The organism is Methylobacterium sp. FF17 (genome assembly GCF_025813715.1).
GTDB lineage: Bacteria > Pseudomonadota > Alphaproteobacteria > Rhizobiales > Beijerinckiaceae > Methylobacterium > Methylobacterium flocculans.
This window is the reverse complement of sequence record NZ_CP107532.1, coordinates 1,679,301-1,701,415: the sequence shown is the minus strand read 5'-3', so window position 1 is coordinate 1,701,415 and position 22,115 is coordinate 1,679,301. Positions and strand designations below refer to the sequence as shown.

Annotated in this window: 19 protein-coding genes and 1 pseudogene; 8 read left to right on the top strand and 12 right to left on the bottom strand. The window is 66.6% G+C overall.

Annotated elements, in window-relative coordinates; genetic code table 11:
- Positions 1-137 precede the first annotated feature (137 nt).
- Positions 138-1,310: a trans-sulfuration enzyme family protein gene (locus OF380_RS07845; RefSeq protein WP_264050214.1), complete on the top strand. Its 1,173-nt coding sequence runs from the start codon at positions 138-140 to the stop codon at positions 1,308-1,310.
- An 89-nt stretch (positions 1,311-1,399) separates the two neighbouring features.
- Positions 1,400-1,822: a hypothetical protein gene (locus tag OF380_RS07840; protein ID WP_264050213.1), complete on the top strand. Its 423-nt coding sequence runs from the start codon at positions 1,400-1,402 to the stop codon at positions 1,820-1,822.
- Positions 1,823-1,831: 9 nt separating this feature from the next.
- Here OF380_RS07840 and mdoH read toward each other — a convergent pair whose 3' ends face one another.
- A complete protein-coding gene (gene mdoH / locus OF380_RS07835) occupies positions 1,832-3,739 on the bottom strand; it encodes a glucans biosynthesis glucosyltransferase MdoH (protein ID WP_264050212.1) in 1,908 nt (635 codons plus the stop codon).
- Positions 3,740-3,808: 69 nt separating this feature from the next.
- On the opposite strand from mdoH, the gene OF380_RS07830 reads away from it, so the two are divergent.
- A complete protein-coding gene (locus OF380_RS07830) occupies positions 3,809-5,440 on the top strand; it encodes a glucan biosynthesis protein (protein ID WP_264050211.1) in 1,632 nt (543 codons plus the stop codon).
- A 28-nt stretch (positions 5,441-5,468) separates the two neighbouring features.
- Here OF380_RS07830 and OF380_RS07825 read toward each other — a convergent pair whose 3' ends face one another.
- Complete coding sequence (locus tag OF380_RS07825; RefSeq protein WP_264050210.1) at positions 5,469-5,642, bottom strand: hypothetical protein; 174 nt, start codon at positions 5,640-5,642, stop codon at positions 5,469-5,471.
- Between the two features lie 216 nt (positions 5,643-5,858).
- Between OF380_RS07825 and OF380_RS07820 the strand changes: the two genes are divergently transcribed.
- The 4 genes and pseudogenes from OF380_RS07820 to OF380_RS07805 all read left to right on the top strand — a co-directional run bounded on the left by OF380_RS07820 (position 5,859) and on the right by OF380_RS07805 (position 10,678).
- Positions 5,859-8,174 carry a Tex family protein gene (locus OF380_RS07820; RefSeq protein WP_264050209.1) on the top strand — a complete coding sequence of 772 codons (2,316 nt, stop codon included), beginning with the start codon at positions 5,859-5,861 and terminating at the stop codon, positions 8,172-8,174.
- 153 nt (positions 8,175-8,327) lie between these two features.
- On the top strand, positions 8,328-9,506 hold the full coding sequence (locus tag OF380_RS07815; protein WP_264050208.1) for a glycosyltransferase family 61 protein: 1,179 nt from the start codon (positions 8,328-8,330) through the stop codon (positions 9,504-9,506).
- Between the two features lie 91 nt (positions 9,507-9,597).
- Positions 9,598-9,717, top strand: a pseudogene (locus OF380_RS07810) (S1 RNA-binding domain-containing protein); the annotation flags it as partial.
- A 229-nt stretch (positions 9,718-9,946) separates the two neighbouring features.
- Positions 9,947-10,678, top strand: coding sequence for a class I SAM-dependent methyltransferase (locus tag OF380_RS07805; protein ID WP_264050206.1), 732 nt, complete (start codon positions 9,947-9,949; stop codon positions 10,676-10,678).
- Positions 10,679-10,739: 61 nt separating this feature from the next.
- Here the strand turns inward: OF380_RS07805 and OF380_RS07800 are convergent, their stop codons facing one another.
- The 7 genes from OF380_RS07800 to OF380_RS07770 all read right to left on the bottom strand — a co-directional run bounded on the left by OF380_RS07800 (position 10,740) and on the right by OF380_RS07770 (position 17,359).
- On the bottom strand, positions 10,740-11,873 hold the full coding sequence (locus OF380_RS07800) for a glycosyltransferase family 61 protein (RefSeq protein ID WP_264050205.1): 1,134 nt from the start codon (positions 11,871-11,873) through the stop codon (positions 10,740-10,742).
- A 103-nt stretch (positions 11,874-11,976) separates the two neighbouring features.
- Positions 11,977-12,537, bottom strand: coding sequence for a DUF4337 domain-containing protein (locus OF380_RS07795; RefSeq protein WP_264050204.1), 561 nt, complete (start codon positions 12,535-12,537; stop codon positions 11,977-11,979).
- A 69-nt stretch (positions 12,538-12,606) separates the two neighbouring features.
- Positions 12,607-13,674: a sulfate/molybdate ABC transporter ATP-binding protein gene (locus tag OF380_RS07790; RefSeq protein ID WP_404810552.1), complete on the bottom strand. Its 1,068-nt coding sequence runs from the start codon at positions 13,672-13,674 to the stop codon at positions 12,607-12,609.
- The gene (gene cysW, locus OF380_RS07785; RefSeq protein ID WP_264050203.1) at positions 13,658-14,542 is read right to left on the bottom strand and encodes a sulfate ABC transporter permease subunit CysW; all 885 of its coding nucleotides are present in this window, start codon (positions 14,540-14,542) and stop codon (positions 13,658-13,660) included. The genes OF380_RS07790 and cysW overlap by 17 nt, the downstream gene beginning before the upstream one ends.
- Positions 14,535-15,389: a sulfate ABC transporter permease subunit CysT gene (gene cysT / locus OF380_RS07780; RefSeq protein ID WP_264050202.1), complete on the bottom strand. Its 855-nt coding sequence runs from the start codon at positions 15,387-15,389 to the stop codon at positions 14,535-14,537. The genes cysW and cysT overlap by 8 nt, the downstream gene beginning before the upstream one ends.
- A 66-nt stretch (positions 15,390-15,455) precedes the next feature.
- Complete coding sequence (locus tag OF380_RS07775; protein ID WP_264051232.1) at positions 15,456-16,454, bottom strand: sulfate ABC transporter substrate-binding protein; 999 nt, start codon at positions 16,452-16,454, stop codon at positions 15,456-15,458.
- 674 nt (positions 16,455-17,128) lie between these two features.
- On the bottom strand, positions 17,129-17,359 hold the full coding sequence (locus OF380_RS07770; protein ID WP_264050201.1) for a hypothetical protein: 231 nt from the start codon (positions 17,357-17,359) through the stop codon (positions 17,129-17,131).
- 618 nt (positions 17,360-17,977) lie between these two features.
- Here OF380_RS07770 and OF380_RS07765 point away from each other — a divergent pair.
- Positions 17,978-18,205 carry a hypothetical protein gene (locus OF380_RS07765; RefSeq protein WP_264050200.1) on the top strand — a complete coding sequence of 76 codons (228 nt, stop codon included), beginning with the start codon at positions 17,978-17,980 and terminating at the stop codon, positions 18,203-18,205.
- Positions 18,206-18,439: 234 nt separating this feature from the next.
- On the opposite strand, the gene OF380_RS07760 is transcribed toward OF380_RS07765, so the two are convergent.
- From OF380_RS07760 to OF380_RS07750, 3 genes are all read right to left on the bottom strand, one after another.
- Positions 18,440-18,832 (bottom strand): hypothetical protein, encoded by a 393-nt coding sequence (locus OF380_RS07760; protein WP_264050199.1) that lies wholly within the window; start codon positions 18,830-18,832, stop codon positions 18,440-18,442.
- 218 nt (positions 18,833-19,050) lie between these two features.
- Positions 19,051-21,417 (bottom strand): xanthine dehydrogenase family protein molybdopterin-binding subunit, encoded by a 2,367-nt coding sequence (locus OF380_RS07755; RefSeq protein ID WP_264050198.1) that lies wholly within the window; start codon positions 21,415-21,417, stop codon positions 19,051-19,053.
- Positions 21,414-21,893 (bottom strand): (2Fe-2S)-binding protein, encoded by a 480-nt coding sequence (locus OF380_RS07750; RefSeq protein ID WP_264050197.1) that lies wholly within the window; start codon positions 21,891-21,893, stop codon positions 21,414-21,416. The genes OF380_RS07755 and OF380_RS07750 overlap by 4 nt, the downstream gene beginning before the upstream one ends.
- Positions 21,894-22,115 lie beyond the last annotated feature (222 nt).

Here is a 22,115-nt window from a genome sequence, read left to right as displayed (position 1 = left end):
TCCGTCATCCCGAAGGGATCAACCGGATTTGGTATGAGATGGGGCGCGAAGCACCCGTCGAAACCCCCGGTTGTGGTCGCTTGGCCTGCCTGCAGGCTCGGATCACATCGAACGCGGACCTCACAGGAACACGCCCCATGTCGGAACCGAACGCGCCGCCCCCTCCGGATGCTCCGTTCGCGAAGCGCAGCCTCGCCGCTCAGGCGCTCGGCCATGTCGACCCGGTGACCCGGGGCGTGGTGACGCCGCTGCATGTCGCCACCACCTTCCTGCGCGATCCGGACAACGGCTACAGCTCGGGCTTCTCCTATGCCCGGCCCGACAACGCCACGGTGCGGGAAGCGGAGGCCGTGCTGGCGATGCTGGAGGAGGCGCAGGCCGGCGCCCTGCTGTTCGGCTCCGGCATGGCGGCGGCCACGACGGTGTTCACGGCTCTCGAACCCGGCGACCACGTCCTGGCGCCCCGGGTGATGTACTGGGGCCTGAAGCACTGGCTCAGCGCCGAGATGCCGCGCCGGGGCATCGCGGTGGACTTCGTCGACATGGACGACCTCGCCGCCCTGGAACGGGCGATCCGCCCCGGCACGACGAAGCTCGTCTGGATCGAGACGCCGGGCAACCCGCTCTGGACGATCACCGACATCGCGCAGGCCGCCCGCATCGCCCACGCGGCGGGCGCGCGGCTGGCGGTGGATTCCACCGCCGCCTCGCCGATCCACACCCGGCCGCTGACGCTCGGCGCCGACATCGTGATGCACTCCGCCACCAAGATCCTGAACGGCCATTCCGACGTGGTGGCGGGCGTGCTCGCCGGGGCCCGGGTGGACGCGTTCTGGGAGCGCCTCGCCGCGATCCGCGCGAGCGGGGGCGCCATCCTCGGGCCCTTCGAGGCCTACCTGCTGATGCGATCGCTGCGGACCCTGCCCCTGCGCGTGGCGGCGCAATCGGCGGGGGCCGCCGAGCTCGCCCACCGGTTCCAGGGACACCCTTGCGTTTCGCACGTGCTCTATCCCGGGCTGGCCGACGATCCCGGCCACGCGGTGGCGGCCCGGCAGATGGAGGACGGCTTCGGCTTCATGCTGTCGATCCGGGTGGCGGCCGGAGAGGCGGCGGCGATTCGCACGGCCGCGCGGGTGCGGCTGTGGAAGCGGGCGACCTCGCTCGGGGGCGTCGAGAGCCTGATCGAGCATCGCGCCTCGGTGGAGGGACCGGATTCCCCGTGCCCGCCGGACCTCCTGCGCCTTTCCACCGGCATCGAGGCGGTCGAGGACCTGTTCGCCGACCTCGACGCGGCCTTGCGGAGCGTATGAATCTTTTGGTGGTGCGGGGGCGGGGGCTCGCGCGTTGACGCGACGACCGGGCCTCCACGCGCAGGCCCTCATGCGAAAGACCCCCGACCATGAGAACGCTCGTCCCCTGCACCGGAGCCCTCGCCCTCCTGCTCCTCGGCGCCTCCGCCCGTGCCGAGAGTGGCCCGCCGGACCTGAACATCGAGCAGACCTGCCGGTCGGCGGCCTCGGCGAGCGTCAGCGACAATGCCAGCCAGGAAGGATGCCTGCGCTCCGAGCGCGCCTCCCACGCGGAGGTCAAGCGCCGCTGGAACGAGTTCACGCCGGCCGCCAAGAACCAGTGCGAGAAGCAGTTCCAGGCGGGCGGCTTCCCCTCCTACGTCGAGATGGTGACCTGCCTCGAACTCGCCAGCGGCACCGGCCTGCCGAAGCAGGCCGGGGATTCCGGCGCGGGCAAGGGCGCCAGCAGCGTCACCCAGGAGCCGAGCCCGGCCCAGCGCACGGACCCGATCAAGGTCCTCAACAACCAGTAGCGCGCCGGATCAGCTGGAGGAGGCCGGAACCTCGTCGGCGATCCAGGCCGGCGGCTGTCGCTCGCGGCCCGGCTCCTCCACGCCGCCCCTGCTCTGCGCCAGGGCGGTGAGTTCGGCCGCGCGGGCGGTGTCGTCCACGGTGAGGAACAGGCGCCGCGCCTGCGAGCGCCGGCCCAGCCGCGCGCTGCTGGTCAGCACGCTCTGGGCGGGGCTGGAGAGCAGGCCGAGCGCCACCGGCGCCATCCACAGGGCGAGCCAGGGATCGCCGGCATAGAGCAGGCCCGCCGTGAGCAGGGCGCCCGCCACGAGGGTATCGACCTGGAGCCGGCAGGCCTCCCGCCACGGCACCCGGCGGTCGTCGCGGATCTGCGCGTCCCAGCGCACCACGCGGCCGACGAAGGTGGTGGCGACGGCGCCCGCCGCGAACAGCGTCATCACCGGCCAGAGCAGGACCCAGATCGCCTGTTCCAGGACCGCGCTCCTGAGGAGCGAGGCGGTGCCGCCGAAGGCCGCCCGGCGCTCGGCCGAGGCCAGGACATGGCCGAGGCTGAGCAGTTTCGGCAGGGCCAGGATCGTGACCACGAGGGCCGCCAGCGCGTGGGCGGCGGCGCCCGTGCCGGTGAGGCCATAGCCGAGGAGGCCGAGCTCGCCGGTCCGCGCCGCCTGGATGGTGCCGAGCGTCAGGAACGCCACCCAGAGCGGACAGGCCATGTAGGAGAGGATACCCACGATGAGGTGCCAGCGGCTGGCGGGGCGCAGGTCCGGCATGGCGGTGACGCGCAGGTGCTGCATGTTGCCCTGGCACCAGCGGCGCTCGCGCCCGAGGAGGTCGACGAGGTTCGTCGGCATCTCCTCCCAGGTGCCGCCCATCTCCGGCAACAGGCAGACCTCCCAGCCGGCCCGGCGCAGGAGCGCCCCTTCCACGATGTCGTGGCAGAGGATCTCGCCGCCCAAGGGGGCCTTGCCCGGCAGCACCGGGAGCTCGGCGTTGTCGGCGAAGGCGGCGACCCGCACGATCGCGTTGTGGCCCCAGTAGCTCCCGTCCGGCCCCTGCCAGGTCTCCAGGCAGCGAATGGCGAGGGGCGCGTAGAGGCGCACGGCGAATTGCTGGATGCGGGCGAACAGGGTGTCGCGCCCGGTGGCGTAGGACACGGTCTGGATCAGGCCGACGCGGGGACTCTCCTCCATCAGCCGGGCGAGGCGGCGCATGGCCGTGCCGGTCATCAGGCTGTCGGCGTCGAGCACGATCATGAAATCGTATTCGGGCCCGTAGGTCCGGCAGAACTCCGCGATGTTGCCGGCCTTGCGGCCCGCATTGTCCCGGCGCCGGCGGTAGCGGATGCGCGGCAGGCCGGGGCCGTTCTGGCGGGTCCAGGCCTCGATGCGCGCGAACTCGTGCTCCTCCACCGCCGCGATCGCCCCGTCGCGGGTGTCGGAGAGGACGAAGATGTCGATGTCGCCGCCGTCTCCCCCGGCGCGCTGGAGCGAGCGGGCCATGACGCGCAGGGCCGCGAACACCGCCACCGCGTCCTCCGCGTGGATCGCCACCACGGCGGCCGTGCGGCTCAGGCCCGAGGCCTCCGCCGGTACGGTGAGCGAGCGGCGCTCCAGCTCGGACTTGGCCCGGTCCCCGAACGCCGTGGCGACGAGGCCGTAGACGTACTGCCAGGCGACGAAGGCCTGCCAGGTCATGACCAGGGCGAACAGGGCGAGCACGGCCCCGTCGAGGAGGCCGGCCGGTGTTCCGTAGGCGGCCAGCGCCAGGGCGGTGACGATGGCCCCCAGGGCGAGCGGCGGCAGGGCCAGGAGCAGCCGCCGCGCCAGGAAGGTGCGCGGGCCCGCGATTTCCGCCGGGCCCGGGATTCCAGCCGCCGGGGCGCCGTGCGACAACCTTGGGGACTCAAGTCTCTGGGACATGGGCGCGGCGAACTCGAAGGTGGGGCACACCGTGACCCATCACCGGAACCGACCGGCGAAAGGGAACAGATGGGCGATGGCGAGGGTCTCGAGGAACCCGGGCAGGCCGAATTCGTCTCGCGGCGGCGGGCCCTGCGAACCACGCTCAGCGTGGCCGTGGGGATGGTCCTTCCTAGTGCGTACGATCTGAATGCTGGCCGAACGCATGCGGAGGCCGCCGATGCCTTAACATTCGAGGGTGTGAAGGCGAAAGCGCGGGCCCTGGCGGCGAGCCCCTACCAGGCGGCACCGGACGACCTGCCCCCGGCGCTGGCCGGGCTCTCCTATGACGGCTACCGGGCCATCACCTTCCGCCCGGAGGCGGCCCCGCGCCTCGGGCGCTCGTTCTCGGCGCAGCTGTTCCATCGCGGCTTCCTGCAGCGCAAGCGCGTCGCGCTGTCTCTGCAGCCGCGCGAAGGCCCGGCCCGGCCGATCCCCTACACCTCGGACCTGTTCGACCTCGGACCCGACCTGACGGGTCAGGGCTTCGCCCCGGACCTCGGCTTCGCGGGCTTCCGGCTGCACTATGCCTTCGACGCCAAGGCCCCGGGCAACCAGGAGGAAGTCCTGGTCTTCCTCGGCGCCTCGTATTTCCGGCTGCGGGGCTTCGGCCAGGAATACGGCCTCTCAGCCCGGGGCGCCGCGATTCGCACCGGCGGGCCGGGTGCGGAAGAGTTTCCGGATTTCACCGCTTTCTGGATCTGCGAGCCGGCGGCGGAGGCGCGCACGATCGAGATCTGGGCTCTCCTCGATTCGCCGAGTCTGGCGGGCGCCTACCGCTTCCAGGTCGCGCCGGGCGACCCCTCGGTGATGCGGGTGGAGGCCTCCCTCCATCCCCGCGTCGCCCTCGACCGGCTCGGGCTGGCGCCGCTCACCAGCATGTTCCTGCACGGGGCGAACGGGCCCGGCGCGCGGGGGGCCGAACCCTTCGACGACGCGCGGCCCCAGGTCCATGATTCCGACGGCCTCGCCGTGCTCACGCGCGGGGAGCGGCTCTGGCGGCCCCTCACCAACGGTCGGGCGCAGCCGCAGATCTCGGCCTTCGGGGTCGACCCGCTGGAGGGGTTCGGCCTGCTCCAGCGCGAGCGGGACTTTCCCGCCTATCTCGACGTGCAGGCCCGGCACGAGGCCCGGCCCGGCCTCTGGGTGACGCCGGAAACCGGGTTCGGGCGCGGCGCGGTCCAGCTCTTCGAGATCCCGTCCCGCGAGGAGTACATGGACAACATCGTGGCGGCCTTCGTGCCCGGCGACCCTGTGACCGCCGGGGCCGAACACCCCGTGTCCTACACGCTGACCACGGTGGATGCGGAGCCCGTGGCGGCGGTGCCCGGCACCCTGGCCCGCGTGGTCTCCACCCGCGTCGGCTCGGCCGAGCGCCTGCGCCCGACCAACCCGCCGAGCCCGGGTCGGCGCCTCTACGTCGTGGATTTCGAGGGGACGGGGCTACCCACCGACCGGAACGCGACGCTCGCCGCCGATGTTTCGGCGAGCGCCGGCACGATGGTCGATCCGGTGGTGGAGTTCGTGCCCCAGACCGGGGGCTGGCGGCTCTACGTGGAGTGGCGGCCGCCCGCGCCGATGCCGGCGGGCGACGTGATCCTGCGCGCCCGCCTCACGCGGGGCGGTCTGGCGCTGACCGAGACCTGGGACATGGTGGCGTGAGGGACGACCCGCGCGGGCCGTGACGGCCCTACTGGCATTCGTAGGGAGACGCGTCGGCCGGGTTGGCGCTGAGCGTCAGCGCGTAGGTGTCGATCGTCGCGCTGACCCGCGCTTCCGAGACGGGTGGTTTCGCCAGCATCGTGATGGCGAAGGCGGCCGTGGCCAGGGCAAAAGCGATCGCCAGCGTCGACAATGTACGCATTTCCGGCTCCATTGGTGATTTTACGGCGAGCACTTCGATGTAATCGAGCGAATCAATATATATCGCAAATCATCAAGTCGAACAATTACAGACGATCTTGATAATTGATCGAATATTGGCCGGGCCCGACGCGTTCGGAGCCGCGCACCCGATTCTCCGGTTTGACCATCCGGCGCCCGGCCCTGTAGACACCCCCGCCCCACCGGGAGACGCCGCATGGCCGCCATCGACACGAAGCTCGCCGCCGAACTCGGCGTGGCGGATTGGCAGGTGAGAGCCGCCATCGACCTGCTCGACGGGGGCGCGACGGTGCCGTTCATCGCGCGCTACCGCAAGGAGGTCACCGGCACCCTCGACGACACCCAGTTGCGCACCCTGGAGGAGCGCCTCGCGTACCTGCGGGACCTCGAGGCGCGCCGGGCGGCGGTGCTGGAGGCGATCGAGGCGCAGGGCAAGCTCGAGGCCGGACTGAAGGCGCGTATCCTGGCGGCCGACACCAAGGCCCGGCTGGAGGACCTCTATCTCCCCTTCAAGGTCAAGCGCCGGACGAAGGCGCAGGTGGCCCGCGAAGCCGGACTCGCGCCGCTGGCCGAGGCCCTGCTCGCCCGGCCGGACCAGCGGCCGGAGGCGGCGGCCGGAGCCTACGTCGATGCCGGCAAGGGCGTCGCCGACGCCGAGGCCGCCCTGGAGGGCGCCCGCGCGATCCTCATCGAGCGCTTCAGCGAGGACCCGGAACTGGTGGGATCCCTGCGCGAGACCGGCTGGCAGCGCGGCCGCATGGTCGCCACGGTGAAGGCCGGCAAGGCGGCCTCCGGCGAGAAGTTCTCGGACTACTTCGACTTCTCGGAAGCCCTGGTGAAGCTGCCCTCGCACCGCATCCTGGCGCTGTTCCGGGGCGAGAAGGAGGAGGTGCTGGATCTCTCCATCGCCGACGCGGTGGCGGACGAGCCGGCCAAGGGCCAGCCCGGATCGCAGGAACTGCGCATCGCGAAAACCTTCGGCATCCGCGACCAGGGTCGGCCGGGCGACGGCTTCCTCCTGGAGACGGTGCGCCGCGCCTGGCGCACGCGCCTGAAACCCGCCACCGACACGGACCTGCGCGCGCGCCTTTGGGCGGTGGCCGAGGCCGGCGCGGTCACGGTGTTCGCCGGCAACCTGCGCGACCTGCTCCTCGCCGCACCGGCCGGGGCGCGGCCGACCCTCGGGCTCGATCCGGGCTTCCGCACCGGCGTGAAGGTCGCGGTGGTGGATGCCACCGGCAAGGTGGTGGCGACCGACACGATCTATCCGCACGAGCCGCGCCGGGACTGGAACGGGGCCCTGATCGCGCTGGCCAGGCTCTGCCGGGCGCACGGGGTCGAACTCGTCGCCATCGGCAACGGCACGGCGTCGCGCGAGACCGACCGGCTGGCGGCCGAGCTCATCGCCAAGCAGCCGGAGCTGACGCTGACCAAGGTCATGGTCTCGGAGGCCGGCGCCTCGGTCTACTCGGCCTCGGCCTATGCCAGCGCGGAGCTACCCGACCTCGACGTCTCGATCCGCGGCGCCGTCTCCATCGCCCGGCGCCTGCAGGACCCGCTGGCCGAACTCGTGAAGATCGAGCCCAAGGCCATCGGCGTCGGGCAGTACCAGCACGATCTGGCCGAGGGGAAGCTCTCGCGCTCCCTCGACGCGGTGGTGGAGGATTGCGTGAACGGCGTCGGCGTCGACGTGAACATGGCGTCGGTCCCGCTCCTGGCCCGGGTCTCGGGCCTCACCGCCCGGGTCGCCGGCAACATCGTCGTCCACCGCGATGCCCACGGCCCGTTCCGCAGCCGGGCCAGCCTCAAGAAGGTGGCGGGGCTGGGCCCCAAGGCCTACGAACTCGCCGCCGGCTTCCTGCGCATCCGCGACGGGGCCGACCCCCTCGACGCCTCGGGGGTGCACCCGGAGGCCTACCCGGTGGTGCGCCGCATTCTCGCCGCCACGGGCCAGCCGATCCAGGCGCTGATCGGCAATACGGGGGCCCTGCGCGGCCTCGACCCGAAGCGCTTCACCGACGACACCTTCGGCCTGCCCACCGTCACCGACATCCTCGCCGAGCTGGAAAAGCCCGGCCGCGACCCGCGCCCGGCCTTCCGGACCGCGACCTTCCAGGAGGGCGTCGAGAAGATCACCGACCTCAAGCCGGGCATGCGCCTGGAGGGCGTCGTCACCAACGTCGCGGCCTTCGGCGCCTTCGTCGACATCGGCGTCCACCAGGACGGCCTGGTGCACATCTCGATGCTGGCCGACCGCTTCGTGAAGGACCCGCGGGACGTGGTGAAGCCGGGGGACGTCGTGCAGGTGCGCGTGGTGGAGGTGGATGCGGGGCGCAAGCGCATCGCGCTGAGCATGAAGTCGGGGGAGGCTGGGCGTGCACCGGGCCGGGAAATGCCGAAGCCTCCGATTTCGAGACTGTCGCCATCACACCCGCTGCCGGCGACGGACGCGTCACCTCAAGGTGCTCTGGCCGATGCACTGCTGCGCGCTGCGGCATCGAAACGGTCCTGAAGCGCTGAGGGCTCGGGACAACGACGTAAGCTGTTGATCAGGACCAAAGGCCTGGGACGCCACAATTCCACATCCTGTAACTGGGAAACGCTAGGAACCCAGATACGAACAAGCTATTTTTTTAGTTGAGCGGGGCTAAAGGGCGTTCATCTGATGGTCAACTCAAACACCTTCCGCCCAGCAAGCCTCGGCGATATCTTGAACGAGAATCGTCATGGAACAGGCCATGTCAAAGAATCCGTCTATTGGCCGCACCTGTCCGTGAAGGGTCAGGTATTTGGCATGACAGATCTGCCCCAAAGCGTTGTGACCATCGATCCCCTTGGTGAGATCGCGCAAGGTGAATTCAAAAACCAAAAGACACGCGAGCTTGAAAGTCACATCGCATGGGATCAGAGAGAGTACAGAGCTTTTCCAGCCGGGATTTATAAATTACGCGACGTGATTTTACATAGTCAAGTCGGAATTATTTGCTTCTCAGGCTGCGTCGTATCTGAAACATTGTGGCACACCATACCGGAAGTTCACAATTATTTGTGGGTCGATGACTGCATTACGATACCCGATAGGATTCCGTACCGTTTGCAGGGCCGGACTTTATCATTGCTTGGCATCGCGAAGAATTATTTTCATTCCGTCATCGATGGCGTCGCACGCCTCGCGCTCCTTCCTGAAGCCTCCCTCGACGGCATCAATCACCTTCTTCTGCCGGAAGGCGGAGTCGGGCAGTCGGAGTTGATCCGCCTTCATGGCCTGCCGGCAACGGTCTCGGTCCGCTACGTCACGTCGCGTGATACGTTTCTGGTCGACGAACTGGTTTTTCCCTGGACGCTCCACGGCGTGTTCGACTTCCATCCGCAGATGAATGCTTTTTTCGATCGGATTCTGGCGCGGACGCCGGCCGTTTCCGGCAGCCCGACGCATGTCTATGTCGATCGGCGGGGATCGAGCCTGAGGAAGTTGGTGAATGAGGACGCCGTTGTGTCCGCTGTGGAGCAATTGGGGTTTGTCATCGTCCGGCTAGAGAATTTAAGCCAGTTGGAACAGATCACGCTTTTCCAGAACGCCCAACTGGTTGTCTCACCACATGGAGCCGGGTTGACGAATCTCTGCTTTTCGACGCCGGGCACCGTCATCATTGAACTGATGATGGATGCTTATCTGAACTGGTGCTATCGCCGGATCGCGACGGTTCGGAAACTTCGATACGATTGCGTGCTGGGTCAAGCAATCGGCGAATGGAGATTGCCGGGCGGGGATTTCCACGCTCAGCAGTGGGAAATTCCAGTCGACAAGGTCATTGCGACGATCAAGTCCGTGACCGCCCGGTAAGCTGGCGCTGATCGGCAATACGGGGGCCCTGCGCGGCCTCGACCCGAAGCGCGCTTCACCGACGACACCTTCGGCCTGCCCACCGTCACGGAACCGCTTCGTGAAGGACCCGCGCGACGTGGTGAAGCCGGGGGACGTGGTGCAGGTGCGCGTGGTGGAGGTGGATGCGGGGCGCAAGCGCATCGCGCGGAACATGAAGTCGGGGGGGGGGCGACAGTGTCGCACTTCGAAAAACGTTACTCTCAACAAAAAGCGGTCGGGATAGAAATATCCCTGTTCCGAATAGCTCTACGCCCGAGGCCTTCAATTCTGCGGTGAGAAAAAATAAAAACACAAGCATAAGCGATTTAATAAACAATATTTAATCGATCTCTTGAACAAAAAACCAGGCCGGTATATCACAAATTCATTTTGGTACTGTGGTAATGGAGTTAAACCAGATGACGTCCAGGCATATGCACTCTGGTCCTTTGTTCCGTGACTTTATCAGCGGCATAATAAAAAAGAAGAGTGCGAGAGGGTATCTTGAAGTCGGGGTGCGAGATGGCGCAACATTAGCAATGATAGATTGTCCGAGTATTGGAGTCGATCCAAACTTTCAGATCAATACAAATGTAATCGGTAATAAGTCAAAATTACACCTATTTCAGATGACGAGTGACCAGTTTTTCCGTGAACACGATCTGTCAAAAATTCTGAATAGTATGATTGATGTTGTCTTTCTGGATGGTCTTCACCAGTTCGAATTTCTTTTGCGGGATTTTATCAACAGTGAAAAAATCAGTCATCGTAATGGGTTGATCATGCTGGATGATTGTTTGCCAGCCAATGCAGAGATGACAGAGCGGTATCATCAAGTGGATGCACGCGTAGATCGCGACTTGGCAACATGGTGGACTGGAGATGTTTGGAAACTACTTCCAATATTGAAAGAATATCGGCCTGATTTACGCGTTACGCCGGTTGATACCAGCCCGACCGGTAATATATGTATCACAAATCTTGATCCCGGGTCGGATGTATTGTCCGACAATTACTACAAAATTGTCGATGAATATATAAATATTGATATGAATGATGAGTCTTTCCAGAAATTCTATAAAGAGTACAAAATTACTTCAGCAGAAGCGATATTGTACGGATTTGATGCTTCCTTGTTTGTTGGTCCCTAAGTAATACAAGGTCTGACAGGGGCAGGAAGCCTGTCATTTGTCTCCTGCCCCACTTGATGTCCTATAGCAACTTCATCAATGCGCTAATGCTCTCCATGTTTACATGGAGATCGGTATTGGATATATCAGTACTTGTCTGATTATCTGGTTCCCTGCAATAGATTTCGGAAAACTTTATACCTCTCTGGGAAATAAGATCCCAGAAAAAGGGGTCAGTAAATCTTGGGGGACTCAACAGGACAATATGGCAATTTTTGTTGCAAAATATAGAATTTGTAAATGCGGCTCCTTTTACTCCAATAGTCACCTCAGAATTCTCAAAGATAGCGATTTGCTCGGAAATGTTCATTGATTCTGGGTAGATTGTCACAAATCCGTTCGCAGATAAGACGCTGGTTAATTCTTCTTCATTCACAATGCGACGTGTGTTCGTTTTGTTTCGGCTGATGTATACTCTCTTATGTTTGATTGATGAGCTCGACGGGAAGAGTTTCCGTGAAAGTTCGACGCTCTGTGTTATCGCATCGGGGTGTTTGAAAAGGGGCGGGACATGTACCGGCCTGACGTAATAAAGCTGCTCGCATTTGAGGACTTCATGGTCGCCGGCAAAGACGACATTTGCGGTAGGATACAGTAAGGCTGCAGACTTCTCCATCATCAACTTAAGATTACCCTCCGGCACATCCCCGAAGATGATGTTGTTGACGACGAAATTTCCTTTTTCCAGTAATGGAAGGATAGGCATCAGATCGACCAGCCAATGACCATAATTCCGATACCACGGCCTCTTCACCAAAACAGAAGTGCCATGGAGGCAGCGCAGGTTGTCAAAATTGTCGATCTTGAAGGATGTGCCTGATGCAGTACTTCCCTCTGGAGCTAGGTTATGATTGATGAATTCTGCGACGCTGTCCCTGATCAGCGCGGAGTTTGCTGTTACGACTGAACCTTGTCCAAACACAACTCCCTGACGGAAGCTAAAAAGGTGAATTTTCCTCAACGCTGATACTTTTTGAGAAAATGTTTGTTCAAGACTAGCGCGAACTTCTGAATTTACTTTTGTAATATCAATGTAAAATGGTTGTTCCCTGGTATATTGATGTTCCGGTAATAGTTCAGATACTACACTCGCCGAATTCTCTGCAGAGTCACCGGAAATAATTTCCTCGCAAGATAGTATTCTATCAATAATCATGAAATTTTCTCTGAATATCGTCTTGAACAGGTTCGGCGGGGCTCAGGGTCAGAAACCAATCCGGACCTAAACTTGATGCGTAATTTGTGTGATTGATAGCGCCTTAATGAAAGAACGGCAGCGCGTGCGGCGCGTAATGTCCGAAGGCCAGCAGCGCCAACCCGGCCACCCCAAGCAGCCCGCCCCCGACCACCAGCGCGAAGATGCCCGTGATGACCTCGGCCGAGGCCAGCACGATGCCGATCTGGAAGGCCGCCGAGGCGATCTCGTAGTGATGGTAGCGGTGGAGGGCGAGGTCGCGCACCTCCCCGGAGCGGCGCGCCTTCTCCGCCAGTTCCTTGCGGCCCTCGCCGGTGGCGGGCTCGCTGTCCCAGCGGGCCATGGTCTTGGCCCATTCGGCGCGCTTGGCCTTCACCGCTTCGGCATTGGCGGCGTCCGCCGGCAGCAGGGCCAGCGTCTCGTCGGCGGTCTTGAGGATCGTGCCCCGGATGGTGCGAGCCTGGAAATAGGCCCATTGGTTGGAGGCCTCGACGTTGGCGCCGAGCGCGTCCGTCTGCGCGCCCTTGGCCAGGGTCTCGGCCAGGGCCAGGAACAGCGCCAGCACCGAGATCAGCAGCGCGACGCGCTTGTTCGAACTTCCGCCCGCCCCGTGACCACCCGACATGCTGCCCCCTGACTGATTCGACGGCGGCAGTCACACCCGATCACGTGGGCGAGTGCAAGGTGATTCCCGTCAGTTCGGGAAGACGTGACCGCCGATGATCCGCAGGCCGACGGGGCTGCCGGCGGCGAAGCGGTTGGTGTCGGCGGCCTCCACCACCACGGTCCTGCCCTCGGGCCGGTCGACCTCGATGCGCTGGCGCCCCTGCGTCCGGTAGGAGGAGCGCACGACGCCCCGGAGATGGGCCTGATCGCCGTCGGCGAACTGGAGCTGCCAGGGCCGGGCGTAGAGCTTGACCGGGCCCACGAGGCCGTCCGGCGCCCGCACGGGGGTCAGGCGGCCGTCGACGCGGACCTCACGGCCCTGCGCGATCGCCTCGACCTCGATGGTGTCGCCGAGGAACTTCAGCACGGTGGCGGAGACCGGGGCTTCCTGCACCTCGTCCGGCGTACCGACCTGCTCGAGGCGGCCCTTGTCGAGCACCGCGACGCGGTCGGAGAGTTCCAGGGCCTCGTCCTGGTCGTGGGTGACGAAGATCGTGGTCTGGCCGGTGCGGTCGTGGATCTCGCGCAGCCAGCGGCGCAGGTCTTTCCGGACCTGGGCGTCGAGGGCGCCGAAGGGCTCGTCCAGCAGCAGGACGCGGGGTTCCACCGCCAGCGCGCGGGCGAGCGCGATGCGCTGGCGCTGGCCTCCGGAGAGCTGGCTCGGGTAGCGGTCGGCGAAGCCCGACAGCTTGATGAGGTCGAGGAGGTCGCCGACCCGGCGCTTGATCTCGGCCTTGGCCGGGCGCTCGGAGCGCTTCCGGGCGTTGAGGCCGTAGGCAATGTTGTCGGCCACGCTCATGTGCTTGAACAGGGCGTAGTGCTGGAACACGAAGCCCACCGCGCGCTGCTGCACGGGGAGTTTCGTCGCGTCCTCGGCCCCGAACACGATGCGGCCGTCATCGGGAAAATCGAGGCCGGCGATGATGCGCAGCAGCGTGGTCTTGCCCGAACCCGAGGGCCCGAGCAGCGCCAGCAGCTCGCCCGCCCGCACGTCCAGGGAGAAGTCGTGCAGCACGGCCGCCGTGTCGAAGGTCTTCGACAGGTTCTCGACGCGGATGGCGGTGGAGCCGGCGGCCCCGTCAGTGGCGGCGTGCACCGGCCGCGATCTCGTCGGCGTAGCGCCATTCGAGGAGCGACTTGACGAGGAGGGTGACGAGGGCGAGCCCGGCAAGGAGGCTGGCGACGGCGAAAGAGGCAACGAAGTTGTACTCATTGTAGAGGATCTCCACGTGGAGCGGCAGGGTGTTGGTGAGCCCCCGGATATGGCCGGAGACCACCGAGACCGCGCCGAACTCGCCCATCGCGCGGGCATTGCAGAGGAGCACGCTGTAGAGGAGGCCCCAGCGGATGTTGGGCAGCGTCACCGTTCGGAAGGCGTGCCAGCCGGAGGCGCCGAGCGTCAGGGCCGCCTCCTCTTCCGCCGTGCCCTGCTCCTGCATCAGCGGGATGAGCTGGCGGGCGACGAACGGGAAGGTCACGAAGATGGTGGCGAGCACGATGCCCGGCACCGCGAAGATGACCTGGACGTCGTGGGACAGGAGCCAGGGCCCGAGCAGTCCCTGTGCCCCGAAGACCAGCACGTAGATCAGCCCCGAGACAACCGGCGAGACCGAGAACGGCAGGTCGATCAGGGTGACGAGCAGGTTCTTGCCCCAGAACTCGAACTTGGCGATGGCCCAGGAGGCCATGATCCCGAAGACGAGGTTGAACGGCACCGCGATGGCCGCGGTCAGCAGGGTCAGCCGGATCGCCGCGTGGGCGTCGGTCTCCGTGAAGGCGGCCAGATACGCGTCGACCCCCTTGGCGAAGGCCTGGGCGAACACGGTGAGCAGCGGCAGGACCAGGAACAGCGCGAGGAACACGATCGCGGTCGCGATCAGCACCACGCGGATCCAGCGTCCCTCGGTGACGACGCTCGCGGGGCGCGCCTCGCTCAGGGCGACGGGTGCGAAGGTCTCAGACATAGCCGAATCTCCGCCGGCTCCAGGCCTGGATCAGGTTGATGGCGAGCAGGGTGAGGAAGGAGATGCCGAGCATGATCGTGGCGATGGCGCAGGCGCCGCCGTAATCGAACTCGGACAGCTTGATGACGATGAGGAGCGGCGCGATCTCGGAGACGTAGGGCAGGTTGCCCGCGATGAAGATGATCGAGCCGTACTCGCCGACCCCACGCGCGAAGGCGAGGGCGAAGCCGGTCAGCACCGCCGGGATCAGCGGCGGCAGCACCACCCGCACCAGGGTGTGGGCGCGGCCCGCACCCAGGGTGGCGGAGGCCTCCTCGACCTCCTTGTCGATCTCGGCGATGAGCGGCTGCACGGTCCGCACCGCGAAGGGCAGGCCGATGAACACCATGGCGATGTAGATGCCCACCGGCGTGTAGGCCGCCTGGATTCCGAGGCGGGCGAGCTGCGCGCCGACGAGGCCGTTGGGGGCGTAGAGCGAGGCCAGGGCGATGCCGGCGACGGCGGTCGGCAGCGCGAAGGGCAGGTCGACCACCGCATCGACGATCTTGCGTCCCGGGAAGGTGTAGCGCGTCAGCACCCAGGCGATGAGGAAGCCGAACACCGAGGCCGTGAGCGCCGCGAGGAGGGACACGCCGAAGCTGACGCGCAGGGCGCTCGCCACGCGCGGATCGGTGGCGACCTCCCAGATCCCCGAGAGCCCGAGTCCCGAGGCGCGGGTGACCAGGGCTGCGAGCGGCAGCAGCACGATCAGCCCGAGGCAGGTCAGGGTGTAGCCGAAGGTGAGCCCGAAACCCGGGATCACGCTCGGTTGGCGAAAGCGCCGTCTGGCGCGGGCGGGCGGGGCCATGGTGGTATCCTGCTCAGGTCGCGGTCCCCCATCCCGAGGCGGGGCGGGGGAGACGGGGGCGTGGACTCAGCGTCCCGCCTTGCTCAGCTGGTCGAACAGGCCCCCGTTGTCGAAGTTCTTCTTCTGGATCGCGTCCCAGTCGCCCTGCAGGTCCTCGATCTTGAACAGCTTCAGCTCGGGGATCTGCGCCAGATCCTCGGGCTTGGCCGCCGCGCGCTTGATCGGGCGGTAATGGTGCTTGGCGAAGATGGCCTGCGCCCGGTCCGAATAGAGGAACTGAAGATAAGCCTCGGCCTGCTTGCGGGTTCCCTTCTTGTCGACGTTGGCGTCGACGAGGGCGACGGGGGGCTCGGCGTAGATCGAGGTCGGCGGCACCACCACGTCGAACTTGTCGCGACCGAACTCCTCGAGGGTGAGGTAGGCCTCGTTCTCCCAGGTGGGCAGCACGTCGCCCAGGCCCCTCTGCGCGAAGGTCACGGTGGAGCCGCGCGCGCCGGTGTCGAGCACGGGCACGTTCTTGTAGACCTCGCCCACGAAGGCATTGGCCTTCTCGGCGTCCTTGCCCTGCTGCTCGTAGGCGTAGCCCCAGGCGGCGAGGAAGTTCCAGCGCCCGCCGGCCGAGGTCTTCGGGTTCGGGGTGATGACCTTGATGTCGGGTTTGACGAGGTCGCCCCAGTCCTTCACGCCCTTCGGGTTGCCCTTGCGCACGAGGAAGACCACCGTGGAGGTGTAGGGCAGGCCCTCGTTCGGCAGCTTGGTGCGCCAGTCCGGCACGATCTTCTTCGAGATGCGGCTGATCGCGTCGATGTCGGAGGGGATGCCGAGGGTCACCACGTCGGCCGGAATGCCGTCGATCACGGTCCGCGCCTGCGAGCCGGAGCCGCCATGGGCGACGCGCACGGTGACGGTCTCGCCGGTCTTGGCCTTCCACTCCTCGGTGAAGGCCGCGTTGATCTCGCGATAGAGTTCACGCGTCGGATCGTAGGAGACGTTCAGGAGCTCGGTCTGGGCGCAGGCGAGGGATGGAGCGAGGAGCGAGACGGCAAGCGTCGCCCCGAGCAGCACCGCGTGGCGGCGCGTGCGGGTGCGTCCGGTGGTCCTGGATGAGTTCTCGCTCACGAGCGTCTCCGAGCATCTGTTGGCACGTCGCGACCGGGGGCTCCGCGCCCCGATCGATGCCCGGGTTTCGTTCTTTTTAAAGAACATTGTCAAGCACGGGCTGCGCTGCCCCGACCGTCAGGCAGGAGCTTTGTTCCTCCTGGCACGCGAACCACAGGGCGGATCTGCTCCGAGGGAGAACGCAATGCTCCCGAGTGGTGCGGTGAGAGAACAAAACATGCGTGGGACCCGGTTCTTTAGAAAGAACATTCCCAGCGGCTGCGGTCTTCGCGCGTCGGATCTCGGCGGACGGATGGAGATGGGTTCGGCCGGCACGACGCGCGGCCGGAATCGCCGGGTCCGTCAGGCCGCTGCGGTCTCCAGCACGGAGGGGACGCTGAGGCGGGATCGAGGGCTGATCGGGAGGTCCGGTGACGCACGGTCAGGCCCTGGTACGGGCGGGGCGGTCGGACGGGTGCTGTGGATATGCCGCGCGCCCGCCGAATCAGGTCGGTGACACGTTCCGGCCACGCTGGGCACCCGCCGCGACAGGGGTGATTCGGTTGTGACCGCGGGAGCGGGTCCGTTCCCGCGACGCGTGCGCGTTCCGCCCGGATGGACGGCGCGAGGGGGCCGTCCGCTCAGTCCGCCGCGACGGCGATGAGCGAGAACAGAGACGCCAGCAGGATGTTGCCGGCGACGACGAGGGCGAGCACGAGCATGGGGTTCTTCGCGAGGGGGCGCGGCGGGATGCACGCCGAAGGCAGGCCTGTCTCGTAGCGTTTCCAGCCTGAATCGTCAGTGAATTCCGGCGCCCTCCCGCCGAACCTTCGGCAACGCGGTAAACGGATCACAGCCGGGTGATCTGCCACCGAGCGAAGGCGAACCCCCTACGGCTTGGATTTGCCCAGGCGGCTCAACAGAGCCTCGATGCGCGTGCCGGGCGGCTCGGTCAGGAACGCGGCGTAGAAGCTCCGGAGGCTGAGGCCCAGGTGACGCCGGATACCCGCATTGAGGGGCGGCGGCCCCGGACGGGGGCCACTCGGGACGGATGCGCCATCGCTGCAGATGTTGGAGCTGCGGGTCTTGGACATGAAGCGGACCCCGGCCGCGCCGGATCGCGTGCTGCCAGGGCAGGGCGACCGACTGAGGGACTCAGGATGCCACGGGGAGGTTAAGAACAATTTGATGCAAACGGCCCCGGGCGGGTGGACTGGGGCCCGCCCGGTTGCCGACTATCAAACGTTGTCAATCCGATTTCATGCCCGCAGGCGATTAAAAAAAACCTCGGACCGGCCCCGATCCGGAAAAGGCGTCCGGCCAACGACTTGGGGCGGCGCGATGGCGTTCCGCTTGCACTGGAAGGGCTAACGAAGCGTTTCCGGTTGTGGACGAATCCGTCCGAACGCGCTTACAAAGCACAAGCTCACGGCGCCACAGAGTGGTTGTTTTCCAGCCTCCCGCAACCAATTACGGGACATATCACCGGCATGCAGAATATTACCATCACCGACCGGGAGCGCGATGCTGTATTGGCTGCACTGCGCTACTACCAATTTTACCGGCTGCAGGGACATCCTTTTAGCCCGCATCAGGATCACCTGATCGACGCTATCGCCAGCGAGTCCGGCGAGGCTCTGGATATTGCAGAGATCGACGATCTCTGTGCCGGCCTGAACGGCAACAATCACGCCCTGTCGGCGGTCGCCACGGCCTGAGACCGGCTCCGGTCGATCCGGCCGGGGACGAGATCGAGAAGCCCGCGCGGCGCACGCGGAAGACGGAACGCCGCTCCGCGAAGCCGCCTCGTGCAGCGATCCGATGGGCGTTCGCGGGTGCTCCCTCGCGACGGCCGGACGGAGCGCTGCCCGGACGATCCTCAAGCCCGGTCCACGCCGGGACGCGGGGACATCTCCGTCCCCGCCCCTCGGACCGCCAGGGTCCCGCGCGACTCAGGGCGCGCTGTCGACCTGCTTCTGTGCCCGGTCGACCGCTTCGCCGCAGGCCTTGGCGTCACCCTTCTGGTCCGCCGTACGCGCCTCGTCGAGGGCCACCTTCGCCTGCAACGCCTTGTCGCCGCCCTGTCCGGCCTCCGCCGATTTCTCGGGGGGCGCCGCCTCCGCCGACGCGCCGCCGCCGCTTCCCGTGATGCCCTGACCGCCGCGGGCACTGGCCGCGGCCTTGCCGCTGGTGTTGGCCGAGATCGCCTCCTTGGCCAGATCCTTCACCGGTCCTTCGAGCTTGGCGATTCGATCCCCGCACGGGGAGGCGAGGGCGGAAGCCGTGCTCGCGGCGAGGAGACCGGCGGCGAGAAACCCGGCGACTGGCCACACGAAACGCGTCATCGATCACTGTCCTTGAATGTGTCGGGAGGGGACGGCCCGAACCGGGCCGTCCCCGATCGAAGGTCAACCGTGCGAATCGGGGCGTGGCTCCCCCCGGGTTCCGGAAAACCCGTCCGTGCATCCGATTCGCTCACCCGACCCGGCAGGGCCGAGGATGCACGGACACGGACCCGGGCTAGAGGCCCGGGGCCGTGCCGTCGTCGCGATGCGATTCGGGATCAGGCGCTCAGCTGATCGCGGATCGGCAATTGCCGGATGCGGCGACCGGTGGCGGCGAAGATCGCGTTGGCGATCGCCGGGGCCACGGGCGGCACGCCGGGCTCACCGACGCCACCCAGCGGAGCGTCGAAGTTCGGGTTCGGCAGCAGGTGGACGTGGATCTCCTTCGGCGCCGCGTCGATGCGGGTGATCTCGTAGCCGTCGAAGTTGTTCTGCTGCGCACGCCCGTCCTTGAAGGTGATCTCGGCCGAGAGCGCGAGGCCCATGCCCATGACCACCGCGCCCTCCATCTGCGAACGGATCCGCTCCGGGTTGACCTGCGGCCCGCAATCGACGGCGATGTCGACGCGCTTGACCTGCACCTCGCCCTTCGGGCCGACCGCCACCTCCGCCGCCACCGCCGTGTGGGTGACGAAGCTGTAGTGGCCGGCGATGCCGAGGCCGGTGCCCTTCTCCATCTTGCGGCCCCAGCCGATGCCCTTGGCCGCCGCCTCGATGGTCCGGCGCAGGCGCCCCGTGTCGATCGGGTAGCGGGCCGGATCCTCGCCGTAGTTCCAGACGTCGCTGATGCTGGTCGGGTCGATGACCCGGTCGGGGCCGAGGAGCGCGAGCAGGTAGTCCTTCGGGTCCTTTCCCGCCGCATGCGCGAGTTCCGCCACGAAGGACTGGATCGCGAAGGCGTGCGGGATGTTCGAGACCGAGCGGAACCAGCCGATGCGCACATGGGCATCCGCGCCCGGGTTCTCGAGGCGGATGTTGGGGATGTTGAGCGGCGTGTTGGTCAGGCCCATGCCGAGCTCGAAGGGCAGCTCGTGCTTGGGGTCGGGCGCGAAGATCGAGCCGATGGTGGGCGCCGCCGAGCGGTGCAGCCAGGCGACCGGCATGCCCTTGTCGTCGAGCCCGGCCTCCAGCCGCTCCACCGAGATGGTGTGGTAGTAGCCGTGATGGAGGTCGTCCTCGCGGGTCCAGATCAGCTTGACCGGGGCGCCGTCCACGGCCTGGCTGCAGAGGGCCGCCTCCAGCACGTAGTCGGGCTTCGACTTGCGGCCGAAGCCGCCGCCGAGCAGCGTCACGTTCACCCGCACCTTGTCGGCGGGCAGGTTCAGCTTCTTGGCGAGCCGGTCATGCGTGGCCTGGGGAGCCTGCGTGCAGGCCCAGGCTTCGCAGAACCCGTCCTTGATCCGCACGGTGGCGGCCGGCGGCTCGAGCGGGGCCTGGACGAGATGGGGCACGAAGTACTCGGCCTCGACCCTCTTCTTGGCCTTGGCCATCGCACCGGCGACGTCGCCCTGGTCGCGCACGACCTTGCCGGGGGCGCGGGCCGCCTTCTCCAGTTCGCCCCGGAAGGCGACGGAATCGTAGCCGGCGTTCGGGCCGTCGTCCCAGGTGATCTTCAGGGCGTCGCGGGCCTTCATCGCCGCCCAGGTGTTCTTGGCCACCACGGCGACGCCGCCGACCGGCTGGAACTCGGAAGGGATCTCGGGCGTGTCGATCTTGAAGATCTTCACGACGCCGGCGACCTTCTTGGCCTCGGAATCGTCGAAGCTCACCACCTTGCCGCCGTAGACCGGCGGGCGGGCGACCAGGGCGTACAGCATCCCGTCGAGACGGGTGTCGATGCCGTACATCGCGCGGCCGGTGGTGAAGTCGTGGTTGTCGATGAGGCCGATCTTGCCCTTGCCGATGTAGCGGAAGGCCTCCTGCTTCTTGAGCACCACGCTCTCGCGGGCCGGCACCGGCAATTCGGCGGCGGCCGCCGCGATCTCGCCGTAGCCGAGGGTCCGCTTCGACTTGGCGTGGGTGAGCACGTGGTTCTCGGCCTTCACCTCGCCGACCGGCACGCCCCACTGCTTGGCGGCGGCCTGGACCAGCATGGCCCGGGCGGCGGCGCCCGCGTGGCGCAGGTGCGGGAAGAAGTGGCGGAGCGAGCGCGAGCCGTCGGTGTCCTGGTTGCCGAAGCGGGCTTCGTCTCCCCAGGCCTGGGCGACCTTCACCTTGGACCAGTCGGCCTCGAGCTCGTCGGCGACCACCAGGGCGACGGAGGTGCGCACACCCTGGCCCATCTCGGAGCGGTGGCAGGTCACCGTCACGGTGCCGTCGGGCTGAATCGCGACGAACACCTTCGGGTCGTCCTGCCAGCCATGCGGCATGGCATCGGCGCCGTACTTCTTCGGCTCGTCCTTCTTGTCCTCGGCCCGGGCCGGGTCACGCCAGGACAGGGCCAGCACCAGGGCGCCCATGCCGCCGAGCATGGCGCGGCGGCTGACATTGGCGAGGGCGCTGGAGGCGGTCGCCTCGGTGGGGGTGACGTCGGCGACGGCCGGCGCGGTGGCGCGGTCCGCCATGGTCTGAGCTTCGTGGATCACAGGCGCTCTCCCTTATTCGCGGCAGGTGCTTGACCCGCGGCCTGGTGGATCGCGGCGCGGATGCGCGGGTAGGTGCCGCAGCGGCACAGGTTCCCGCTCATCGCCTCGTCGATCTGCGCGTCGGTGGGCTTCGGGGTGTCGGTGAGGAGGGAAGCGGCCTGCATCATCTGCCCGCACTGGCAGTAGCCGCATTGCGACACGTTGAGGTCGCGCCAGGCCACCTGGACCGGATGGTTGCCGTCGGGGGACAGGCCCTCGATGGTGACGACGGCCTGCCCCTCGGCCGCCGAGACGGGGGTGACGCAGCCGCGCACGGCCGAGCCGCCCACATGGATGGTACAGGCGCCGCACAGCGCCTGCCCGCATCCGAACTTGGTTCCGGTGAGTCCGACCTCGTCGCGCAGGTACCAGAGCAGCGGCATGTCGGGGTCGCCGTCGAAGCTGCGTTCAGCTCCGTTCACGGTCAGTTTGATCATCGGTGTATCCTGTCATGGATCAGGCCACGGGCCGGTCGGGATCGGCATCACGCCAATCCATCAACCGGCGATCGGGCCGTCGGGGTCACATGTCGGGCGTCGGGCGCGCGCGACGGGGATCGCCGTGCCGCGTTGGGATGTCCTGAAGCACGGCGGCGGATCCGGCATCTCGCAGAGGAGTGCCGTCGCAGCGCACGAAGCCCCCACGCCCCGTACCTCGGA

What these genes read in the sequence shown, in the direction of transcription:
- OF380_RS07840 (WP_264050213.1), top strand. Translation starts at nt 1,400, where the DNA reads ATGAGAACGCTCGTCCCCTGCACCGGAGCCCTCGCCCTCCTGCTCCTC.
- OF380_RS07800 (WP_264050205.1), bottom strand. Translation starts at nt 11,873, where the DNA reads ATGATTATTGATAGAATACTATCTTGCGAGGAAATTATTTCCGGTGAC.
- OF380_RS07815 (WP_264050208.1), top strand. Translation starts at nt 8,328, where the DNA reads ATGGTCAACTCAAACACCTTCCGCCCAGCAAGCCTCGGCGATATCTTG.
- cysT (WP_264050202.1), bottom strand. Translation starts at nt 15,389, where the DNA reads ATGGCCCCGCCCGCCCGCGCCAGACGGCGCTTTCGCCAACCGAGCGTG.
- cysW (WP_264050203.1), bottom strand. Translation starts at nt 14,542, where the DNA reads ATGTCTGAGACCTTCGCACCCGTCGCCCTGAGCGAGGCGCGCCCCGCG.
- OF380_RS07760 (WP_264050199.1), bottom strand. Translation starts at nt 18,832, where the DNA reads ATGACGCGTTTCGTGTGGCCAGTCGCCGGGTTTCTCGCCGCCGGTCTC.
- OF380_RS07765 (WP_264050200.1), top strand. Translation starts at nt 17,978, where the DNA reads ATGCAGAATATTACCATCACCGACCGGGAGCGCGATGCTGTATTGGCT.
- OF380_RS07795 (WP_264050204.1), bottom strand. Translation starts at nt 12,537, where the DNA reads ATGTCGGGTGGTCACGGGGCGGGCGGAAGTTCGAACAAGCGCGTCGCG.
- OF380_RS07750 (WP_264050197.1), bottom strand. Translation starts at nt 21,893, where the DNA reads ATGATCAAACTGACCGTGAACGGAGCTGAACGCAGCTTCGACGGCGAC.
- OF380_RS07820 (WP_264050209.1), top strand. Translation starts at nt 5,859, where the DNA reads ATGGCCGCCATCGACACGAAGCTCGCCGCCGAACTCGGCGTGGCGGAT.
- OF380_RS07830 (WP_264050211.1), top strand. Translation starts at nt 3,809, where the DNA reads ATGGGCGATGGCGAGGGTCTCGAGGAACCCGGGCAGGCCGAATTCGTC.
- OF380_RS07805 (WP_264050206.1), top strand. Translation starts at nt 9,947, where the DNA reads ATGACGTCCAGGCATATGCACTCTGGTCCTTTGTTCCGTGACTTTATC.
- mdoH (WP_264050212.1), bottom strand. Translation starts at nt 3,739, where the DNA reads ATGTCCCAGAGACTTGAGTCCCCAAGGTTGTCGCACGGCGCCCCGGCG.
- OF380_RS07825 (WP_264050210.1), bottom strand. Translation starts at nt 5,642, where the DNA reads ATGCGTACATTGTCGACGCTGGCGATCGCTTTTGCCCTGGCCACGGCC.
- OF380_RS07845 (WP_264050214.1), top strand. Translation starts at nt 138, where the DNA reads ATGTCGGAACCGAACGCGCCGCCCCCTCCGGATGCTCCGTTCGCGAAG.